Source organism: Streptomyces sp. NPDC096046, assembly GCF_040303285.1.
GTDB lineage: Bacteria > Actinomycetota > Actinomycetes > Streptomycetales > Streptomycetaceae > Streptomyces.
Genome location: NZ_JBEOSZ010000002.1, coordinates 292,669 through 301,568 on the forward strand (window position 1 = coordinate 292,669; position 8,900 = coordinate 301,568).

General features: G+C 70.9%; 8 protein-coding genes. 3 read left to right on the forward strand and 5 right to left on the reverse strand.

The window, feature by feature from the left end:
- Positions 1-18 precede the first annotated feature (18 nt).
- The 5 genes from ABTX62_RS03785 to ABTX62_RS03805 all read right to left on the reverse strand — a co-directional run bounded on the left by ABTX62_RS03785 (position 19) and on the right by ABTX62_RS03805 (position 5,324).
- Positions 19-1,605 (reverse strand): ABC transporter substrate-binding protein, encoded by a 1,587-nt coding sequence (locus ABTX62_RS03785; protein ID WP_352114647.1) that lies wholly within the window; start codon positions 1,603-1,605, stop codon positions 19-21.
- 296 nt (positions 1,606-1,901) lie between these two features.
- A complete protein-coding gene (locus ABTX62_RS03790; RefSeq protein WP_352114648.1) occupies positions 1,902-2,660 on the reverse strand; it encodes an SDR family oxidoreductase in 759 nt (252 codons plus the stop codon).
- 12 nt (positions 2,661-2,672) lie between these two features.
- The gene (gene fabG, locus ABTX62_RS03795; RefSeq protein ID WP_352114649.1) at positions 2,673-3,434 is read right to left on the reverse strand and encodes a 3-oxoacyl-ACP reductase FabG; all 762 of its coding nucleotides are present in this window, start codon (positions 3,432-3,434) and stop codon (positions 2,673-2,675) included.
- Positions 3,435-4,158: 724 nt separating this feature from the next.
- On the reverse strand, positions 4,159-4,572 hold the full coding sequence (locus ABTX62_RS03800) for a DUF3037 domain-containing protein (protein WP_352114650.1): 414 nt from the start codon (positions 4,570-4,572) through the stop codon (positions 4,159-4,161).
- Positions 4,569-5,324 (reverse strand): HipA family kinase, encoded by a 756-nt coding sequence (locus ABTX62_RS03805; protein ID WP_352114651.1) that lies wholly within the window; start codon positions 5,322-5,324, stop codon positions 4,569-4,571. The genes ABTX62_RS03800 and ABTX62_RS03805 overlap by 4 nt, the downstream gene beginning before the upstream one ends.
- Before the next feature lie 594 nt (positions 5,325-5,918).
- Between ABTX62_RS03805 and ABTX62_RS03810 the strand changes: the two genes are divergently transcribed.
- From ABTX62_RS03810 to ABTX62_RS03820, 3 genes are all read left to right on the forward strand, one after another.
- On the forward strand, positions 5,919-6,491 hold the full coding sequence (locus ABTX62_RS03810) for a redoxin domain-containing protein (RefSeq protein WP_352114652.1): 573 nt from the start codon (positions 5,919-5,921) through the stop codon (positions 6,489-6,491).
- Between the two features lie 5 nt (positions 6,492-6,496).
- Entirely contained in the window at positions 6,497-7,450 is a 954-nt protein-coding gene (locus tag ABTX62_RS03815; protein WP_352114653.1) for a cytochrome c biogenesis CcdA family protein, read from the forward strand.
- 61 nt (positions 7,451-7,511) lie between these two features.
- The gene (locus ABTX62_RS03820; protein ID WP_352114654.1) at positions 7,512-8,768 is read left to right on the forward strand and encodes a cytochrome P450; all 1,257 of its coding nucleotides are present in this window, start codon (positions 7,512-7,514) and stop codon (positions 8,766-8,768) included.
- The last annotated feature ends 132 nt before the right edge of the window (positions 8,769-8,900 follow it).

Below are 8,900 nucleotides of genomic sequence, written 5' to 3' on the forward strand. Positions count from 1 at the left end.
CGCCCGGAGCCGGCCCGCCTACCAGGCGGTCTTGCGGTGCAGCTCCCACATCATCATGATCGTCGACGGGTCCATGGCCCGCTCGGCACCCGAGACGTCCCGGCTCGCCGCCACGTACTGCCGGCCCTGCCACAGCGGCAGCAGCCGGACGTCGTCCACGAGGATCCGCTGGGCCGCCTCGAACTCCTTCTCCACCTTGGCGCGGTCGCTCTCCCGACGCGAACGGGGGAGCAGGTCACCGGTGATCTCGGGCGCCCGGTAGGGCGTGCCGAGGGCGTTCTGCTCACCGACGAACGGCGCGATGAAGTTCTCGGCGTCCGGGAAGTCGGGGAACCAACCGCGCCCGAACACCGGGTACTCGCCCTTCTGGTACCCCTCGACGTACGTCTTCCAGGGGCGGCTCTTGAGGCTGATCGAGAACAGCCCGGAGTCCTCCAGCTGGCGCTTGAGCTCCTTGAACTCGGCGGCGGTCTCGGAGCCGTAGCGGTCGCTCGTGTACCAGAAGGTGAGCGGGACGCGCTGGGTGATGCCGGCCTCGGTGAGGATCTTCCGGGCCTTGGCCTCGTCCGGGTCGCCATAGTCGTCGAAGAAGCCCGTGGTGTGGCCCGTGAGGCCCTTGGGGACCATGGAGTACAGCGGGTCGACGGTGTCCTTGTAGACCTTGTGGGCGATCGCCGCCCGGTCGACGACCTGTGCGATGGCCTGGCGCACGGCCTTCTTGTTCGCCCAGGAATCCTTCGGGTTGAACACCAGGTAGTTGATGTCGGTGCCGGTGCCCTCGACGAGCTGGATCTCCTCGTCCCTGGAGGTCTTGCTCTGGAGCTCGACGACGTCCCCGGCGGCCAGACCGCGGTACGTCACGTCGATCTTCTCGTCCCGCAGGGCCTTCACCATGGCGCCGGAATCCTGGAAGTACCGGACGGTCACGGCGTCGTTCCGGCGCTCCGCGTAGCCCTTGTAGGCGTCGTTGCGGACGAGAACGGCTTCCTTGCCTTCGGAGTACGAGTCGAGGGCGTACGGCCCGGACCCGACCACGTCTCCGTCCTTGCGCAGGCTGTCCGCCGGGTAGGCCTCCGGGGACACGATCGACATGGCGGGGGTGGCGAGCACGAACGGGAAGGTGGAGTCCGGCTTATTGAGGTGGAAGACCACCTCACGGTCGTTCGACGCCTGCACCCGCTCCAGGCTGCCCAGCAGACCGGCGGGGCCGCCGTTGACGTTGATCTTGCGGATCCGGTCGAACGAGTGCTTCACGGCCTGCGCGTCCAGCGCGTCGCCGTTGGAGAACTTCAGGCCCTCGCGCAGCTCGCACCGGTACACCTGGTTCGTGGAGTCGCTGAAGCCGCAGCTCTCGGCGGCGTCCGGCTGGGGCTCGCTCGCACCGGTCGGATAGCTCAGGAGTGTTTGGTAGATGTTGCGGAACAGCTCCCAGGAGCTGTCCCACGAAGCGGCAGGGTCGAGCGTGCTGGGCGCACTGGTGGTGCCCACGACGATCGGCCCTTCGTCCTCCGGGGTGTCGGACGACAGCACGCCGCATCCGGCGAGCAGGGACGATATGGACGCGATGGCCGCCACCCGCCGCAGGCATCGATTCCGGTTGAACACGCGCACGCTCCTCGATCTGCCATACCAAGGGTCGGCAGACCATACCGCAGTGCCGCGCCCGCTGACCCTCCCCGGGCCATGACCTCTTGATCGATAAACCTTTGACGACGTTGTCATCGGGCTTTGCGGTGTCTTTGCATCGGCACGGGCACCGTCCGTGGGGACGGGCGCCCGTGCCGAGCCGTGTGCGTGATGCCCGTCGGCCGGTTCCGGCGTTGCCGGCCTCATTCAGGCACGGTCAGGCCGATTCACCCTTCCTGGTCCTGTTCAGGCGTTTTCGTACTGTTCAGGCGTTGTCAGCCGGTTCCGGCGTTGAGGAAGATGCCGCCGTCCACGACGAGCGTCTGACCGGTGACCCAGTCGGACTGCTCGGAGGTGAGGAACGCCGCCGCGCCCCCGATGTCGGAGGGCACGCCGAGCCGTCCCAGCGGGTAGGCCGCGGCGGCCTCCTCCTCGCGGCCCTCGTACAGGGCCTGGGCGAACTTGGTCTTCACGACCGCCGGGGCGATCGCGTTGACCCGTACCTTGGGCGCGAACTCGTGCGCGAGCTGCACGGTCAGGTTGATCATCGCGGCCTTGCTGACGCCGTACGCGCCGATGAACGGTGAGGGCGACAGGCCCGCGACGGAGGCGATGTTGAGGATCGCGCCGCCGTTGTCCTTCTGCCAGGCGTGCCAGGTCCGCTGGGCGAAGCCGAGCGCCGAGACGACATTGGTCTCGAAGACCTTGCGGGCGACGTTCAGGTCGAGGTCGGCGATCGGCCCGAACACCGGGTTGGTGCCGGCGTTGTTGACCAGGTAGTCGACGCGGCCGAAGGCCTCCATCGTGCGCTCGACGGCGACGGCCTGGTGGGCCTCGTCGTGCGCCTTGCCCGCCACGTGGATCACGCGGTCGGAACCGAGTTGCTCGACGGCCTCCTTGAGGGCGTCCTCGTTGCGCCCGGTGATGCACACGCGGTCACCGCGCGCGACCAGCGCCTCGGCCACGCCGTAACCGATGCCGCGGCTGGCGCCCGTCACGAGGGCGACCTTGCCGGAGAGTTCCACGGAAGTCATGTTCTTCGTCCTTTAGTCGAGCGGTCCGCCGGCCACGTACAGCACCTGGCCGGAGACGAACCCGGCCGCCTCGCCGGTGAAGAAGGCGATGGCGTTGGCGATGTCCTCCGGCTCGCCGACCCGGGCCACCGGGATCTGGGTGGCGGCTGCGGCCTTGAAGTCCTCGAAGCCCATGCCGACCCGGTCGGCGGTCGCCTTGGTCATCTCGGTGGCGATGAAGCCGGGGGCGACGGAGTTGGCGGTGACGCCGAACTTGCCGAGCTCCTTGGCGAGGGTCTTGGTGAAGCCCTGCAGGCCCGCCTTGGCGGCCGAGTAGTTCACCTGACCGCGGTTGCCGAGCGCGGACGACGAGGACAGGTTGACGATCCGGCCGAAGCCCGCGTCCACCATGTGCTTCTGGCAGGCCTTGGACATCAGGAAGGCGCCGCGCAGGTGCACGTTCATGACGGTGTCCCAGTCGGAGACGCTCATCTTGAACAGGAGGTTGTCGCGCAGCACGCCCGCGTTGTTGACCAGGATCGTCGGTGCCCCGAGCTCCTCGGCGATCCGGGCGACGGCCGCTTCGACCTGGGCCTCGTCCGAGACGTCGCAGCCGACCGCGAGGGCCCTGCCGCCCGCGGCGGTGATCTTCTCGACGGTGTCCTTGCAGGCACCCTCGTCGAGGTCGAGAACGGCGACCGCGCGGCCTTCGGCGGCCAGTCGTACGGCGGTGGCGGCACCGATGCCGCGCGCGGCACCGGTCACGACGGCAACCCGCTGGTCAGTGGTGGACATGACTACTACTCCTCAGGTGAGCGACCGCTTAGTACCTTCAGTGGGGGTGACGCTAGAAGCCCTGGCACGCGGTGTCAACGGCCGGAGGCGGCATGTGATCCATCACCCGGCCCCACCCTGCCCGGCAGCGTCCTTCGGGACACCCGATCGGCCTAGCGTTCGCGCGCCACCGCGCCCCTCGGCCCCTCACGTCGGAGCCCGAGCCACCCGACCACCGGAAGGGAGCCGCTCCATGCGCCGTCGCCCCGGTGCCATCGGCACGCTGTTCCTGATAGCCGCGACCGTGCCGCCGATCGACCCCGCTCAGGCCCGACAGGACCTGGACTGCCGTGACTTCTCCTTCAGGAGGACGCGCAGGCCGTCTTCGACGCGCGTCCGAGTGATCCGTGCGGACTCGACGAGGATCAGGGCCCTGCCGACGGGATCACGTGTGAAGCGTTGGCCCGCCGCGGTGTCATCTCCCCCACCACCCCGCCGCCGAGCCCTTCCGCCCGCCTTCCGGTCAGTCCCTCCACTCCCGTCACCGCCACTCCCACCGCGACTCCGACCGGCGCTGCGACCAGGGGCGTGCGAGGCGGAGTCGGGGCGCGGTGGCCTCGGGGGCCGGGCGACTGGGAGGTCGGGATCGGTCGGCCTTCTCGGCAGGGGGGCCGCGGTCGCCGCCGGTCTCGCTGTGAAGCGCGGACGGCGCTGACGGCGGTGACAGGCGGGGGCCGGGTGCCCGTCACCGCACCAGCAGATCCAGCAAGCGCTCGGGCTCCGCCGCGGGGTCCGTGGTCAGGCCCGTGTGGACGGGGCCGGGCTGGACGATCGTGGAGCGGGGGGCGACGAGCCAGCGGAAGCGGCGACCCGGGTCGTCGGAGGCCGCCTGGCCGGCCGCGGTCCCACCGGCGCACAGCCCTTCCACGGCTCGCAGGGCGGCCCGGACCCCGGCCACGTCGGCCCGGGGGTCGAGGGCCAGCAGGCGGGTCTCGTCGAGGTGGGTGCGGGCACCGACGTAGGCCTCGGCGCGGCAGTAGACGAGGACCCCGGCGTTGATGCACTCGCCGCGTTCGACGCGCGGGACGACGCGCAGGACGGCGTACTCGTAGACGTGACGGTCCCGGGGGCCGCCCCGGATGATGTGCCGGTCGTTCACATGAGCCCCTGGATGCGGTCGTGGATGACGGCGGCCCGGGCGAGCAGCGGTCGTGCGTAGGCCTGCCTCAGGTCGTCCGGAGTGGCGAAGCCCGGTTCGTCGGTGAGCCAGGCGTCCGGGATCTGCGCGGTCACCTCGGCGAGCAGTTCCTCGGTGACCAGGGGCGCCAACGCGGCGGAGGCGGAGGCGACATCGGGCGCGAAGGGCGCGAGCGCGTGGTCGGAGGCGTCGTACGGGCGGGCGGCGGAGGCCTCCACACCGGGCCAGTTGTGGTGCCAGATCATCGTCGCGCCGTGGTCGACGAGCCACAACTGGCCCCGCCACCTCAGGAGGTTGGGGTTGCGCCAGGACCGGTCGACGTTGTTGATCAGCGCGTCGAACCAGACCACCCGTCCGGCCTCGTCCGCGTCCACCGGGAAGGCGAGCGGGTCGAAGCCGAGGGCGCCGGAAAGGAAGTCCATGCCGAGGTTGGTGCCGCCGCTGGAGCGGAGCAGACTCTGCACCTGCTCGTCGGGTTCGCCGAGCCCCAGCTCCGCGTCGAGCTCGACCGTGACCAGGCGCGGCATGCGCAGCCCCAGCCGGCGGGCGAGTTCCCCGCAGACCACTTCGGCGACGAGTGTCTTGCGGCCCTGTCCCGCGCCGGTGAACTTCAGGACGTACGTGCCGAAGTCGTCGGCCTCGATCAGGCCGGGCAGCGAACCGCCCTCGCGCAGGGGTGCGATGTAGCGGGTCGCGGTGACCTCTTTCAACATGCTCCTGGGCCACCCGTCTGTTCGGTCTCGCGATCCACGACACGCTTCGGAGGGGTCCAGCAGCGAGGATCGCCCCTCGACAGCCCTGGGGGAAGCTGGGGAGTTGCGAATGGCATGCGGTTCTCCCTGCCTCCCCGGCAGTCCGTCGATGGCGGTGCGCCCTTTGCGTCCGGCCTCCGGCACGAAGTGAGCATAGTAACCAAGAGTGACCGCGGGCGAGGCGACCCGAGCCACCGCGCCAAGGTCACGACGAACTCTCCGGCATGGGCGAGGCACAGGGTGCCGCAGCACGGAGAAGCCGTCCCTCGGGGCCGCCCGCCTGCCACGGTTTCGCTCCCTCGACGCGCGGCGGAATGATGCCGGCCTCAGCCGCCCCATCGGGTCCGGGGCCGTCCCACCGGCTGTGGTGCTGCGCGACGTCGCCGACCGGCGACTGATCCGCCTCGCCCGGGGCCGCGTCACCGTCCTCGGCCCGCGGCGCCCGACGGGTCACGCGGGCTGACGTCACCGAACCGTAAGCCACCAGGCCCGCACCCCACTCGTCCGCGCGGCCTAGAGTTCAGCCGACCCCGAACTCCAGGAGCGACCCGACCCATGCGTGCCCGCCTCATCCTCCCCGGCCTCTTGGCCGCCACCGCACTCACCCTGGCCGGCTGCGGCAGCGACGACGGCGCGTCCTCCCAGGGCACGGCGGATACGGCCGGTCCGGCGGCCTCCGGCTCCTCCGCGCCGGCGGGTGCGCCGTCCGGGGCGTCAGCCGTACCGGAGGCGCTGCGCTTCACCGGCACGACCGTGGACGGCCGGCCCTTCGACGCGGCGACGCTGGCGGGCAAGCCGACCGTGCTGTGGTTCTGGGCACCGTGGTGCCCCACGTGTAAGGCACAGGGGCCCGAAACCGCCAGGGTCGCCGCCCGGTTCGAGGGCGAGGCGAACGTGATCGGGGTGGCCGGGCTCGACACACCGCAGGCCATGAAGGACTTCGTCACCGACACCGAGGTCAGCGCCTTCCCAAACCTGTCCGACGAGTCCGGGAAGATCTGGAAGAAGTTCGAGATCACCCAGCAGAGCGTCTACGTGGTCCTCGACAAGGACGGCAAGACCGTCTTCACCGGAAGCCTGCCGGCCGGCAAGGGGCTCGCCGGCAAGCTCGGCCCACTCGTGGGCTGAGCGCCATGTCGGACCTGCCTCTCGCCCTGGCCCTGACCGCGGGCATGCTCGCCGCCGTCAACCCCTGCGGCTTCGCCCTCCTGCCCGCCTACCTCTCCCTGCTCGTCCTCGGCGACGACACGCCCGCCCACCCGCACTCTCGGCTTCGGTCGGGCGGGGGCACTCCCATGAGCGGGGGGACACCCATCGGCAGGGGGACCCCCGTCGCCGCCGTCACCCGCGCGCTGACCGCGACCGCCGCCATGACCGCCGGATTCGCCGCCGTGTTCGCCCTGTTCGGCCTCGCGATCGCTCCCGTGGCAGGCCAGGTCCAGCAGCACCTGCCCTGGTTCACCATCGCCTTCGGCCTCCTCCTGGCCCTGGCAGGCGGCCGGCTGCTGACCGGCCGGGACCTGCCCGCCCTGCTCCCGAAACTGCGGCGCGCCCCCACGGTGACCCGCTCCGTGCCGTCGATGGCCCTGTTCGGTGCCGCATACGCCCTCGCGTCCCTCGGCTGCACCATCGCTCCCTTCCTCGCCATCGTCGTCTCCGCCTTCCGCAGCGGCTCCGCTCTGGAGGGCATCACCCTGTTCACGGCGTACGCGGCCGGCATGGGGCTGGTCGTCGGGGCCGCCGCCCTGTCCGTCGCCCTCACCCGAAGCGCCCGCGTCGGAGGCCTGCGCCGCCTCGGGTCCGTCGCCTCGCGTCTGGGCGGCGCCCTTCTCCTCCTGGTCGGCGGGTATGTCGCGTACTACGGCTGGTACGAGATCCGCGTCCTGCGCGGCCCCGGGACCAGCGACCCCGTCATCGAAGCCGCAGGCACCGTGCAGCAGTTCGTCGCCGGCCTGCTGGACGACGTCGGCGTTCCCGTGATCGCCGCGGCCTTCGTCACGCTGCTGCTCATCGCCGTTGCGCTGCGCCGCCGTCGGCACCGCCACGACCGTCCGCGAGTGCCGGACGGGCAGCGCCGCCCCACCTGACGACGGCAGCCTCCCCACCGGCTCCGCCCGGCGACTCCGCAGTAACCACTAACATCCGACAATGCGCACATCCCCCTCGCTCCTGCGAGCTTTTCGCCCCCAGGTCCAAGAGCGTCTCTACGACTTCTACGAAGAGCTGCGGAGTGCCGACGACCTCTTCTGGGACCGCCACCTGGACGCGTGGGTGGCGACCGGGCACGCAGTGGTCAGCAGCGCCGCAGGTGACCCGAGGCTGTCATCAGTGCGCTACCCCGACATCGCGGCCGTCTCCGAGGAACTGCGGCCCCTGGCCCGGGTCCTGAGCCGGCAGATGCTCTACAACGACGCCCCCGACCACGCCCGTTTGCGGGCCTTGATCAGCAAGGCCTTCACCCCCCGGGCAGTAGCGGCACTCCGCGCCCGGATCGTCGAAGCGGTCGACCGGATCATCACGCGCGCCGCGCCGACCGGTCGGATGGACATCGTCGCGGACCTCGCCCGCCCCCTGCCTCTCACTGTCATCTGCGACCTCCTCGACGTACCGCAGCAGGACCGCCCCGCCGTCGCCGCCTGGTCCGAGTCGATCGCCGAAGCCATCGGCAACTCCCGGCTCGACGCCGACGGCAACCGCGCGGCCTCGCAGAGCATGGCGGAGATGCTCGTCCACCTCCGCGAACTCCTCACCCGCCAGGACACGCCGCCGAACCCCCACACCCTGCGCGCGCTGGTGACCGCACAGGTACAGGACGCCGGCCAGGATCTCGACGAGCTCCTCGCCAACTGCGCGCTGCTCCTGATCGCCGGTCACGAGACGACCACCCACTTCATCGGCAACGCCACACTCGCCCTGCTCCGCCACCCGCACGCGGCCGGCCAGCTGCGCCGCCGGCCCGATCTGATGCCCGCCGCGGTCGAGGAGCTCCTGCGCTACGACGCCCCGGTACAGCTCATGCTCCGCCGGGCGCGGCAGGACCTGGATCTGGCGGGCCGCACCGTCGTGGAGGGGCAGACGGTGCTCCTCGTGTGCGGTGCGGCCAACCGGGATCCGGCCGTGTTTCCCGATCCCCATGTGCTGGACTTCGAGCGGCCGGGCGGACGGCACATGTCGTTCGGGCACGGACCGCACTTCTGTCTCGGCGCGGCGCTGGCCCGGCTGGAAGGCGCCACCGCCCTGGAAGCACTCCTCACCCGGCTCCCCGGCCTGCGCCTCGACGGCGCCGCGCCACAGTGGCAGCGCAGCCTCAACTTCCGCGGCCTCACCCGTCTGGACGTCGCCTTCACTCCCCTGTCGAGCGAACACGGCACGGGCCCGCAGACGCGGGAAGGATCGGCCGTGTGAGACGGCACGCCCGTGAAAGACGCTGAAAGACTCGGGACGTAGGGGGCTTCTGATGGATCTACGTGGAAGAAGGAGCGGCGTTCGGTGCGTGCGATCGGCGTGCGCCGTGAACGGTCGTGTGGCGGAGCCACC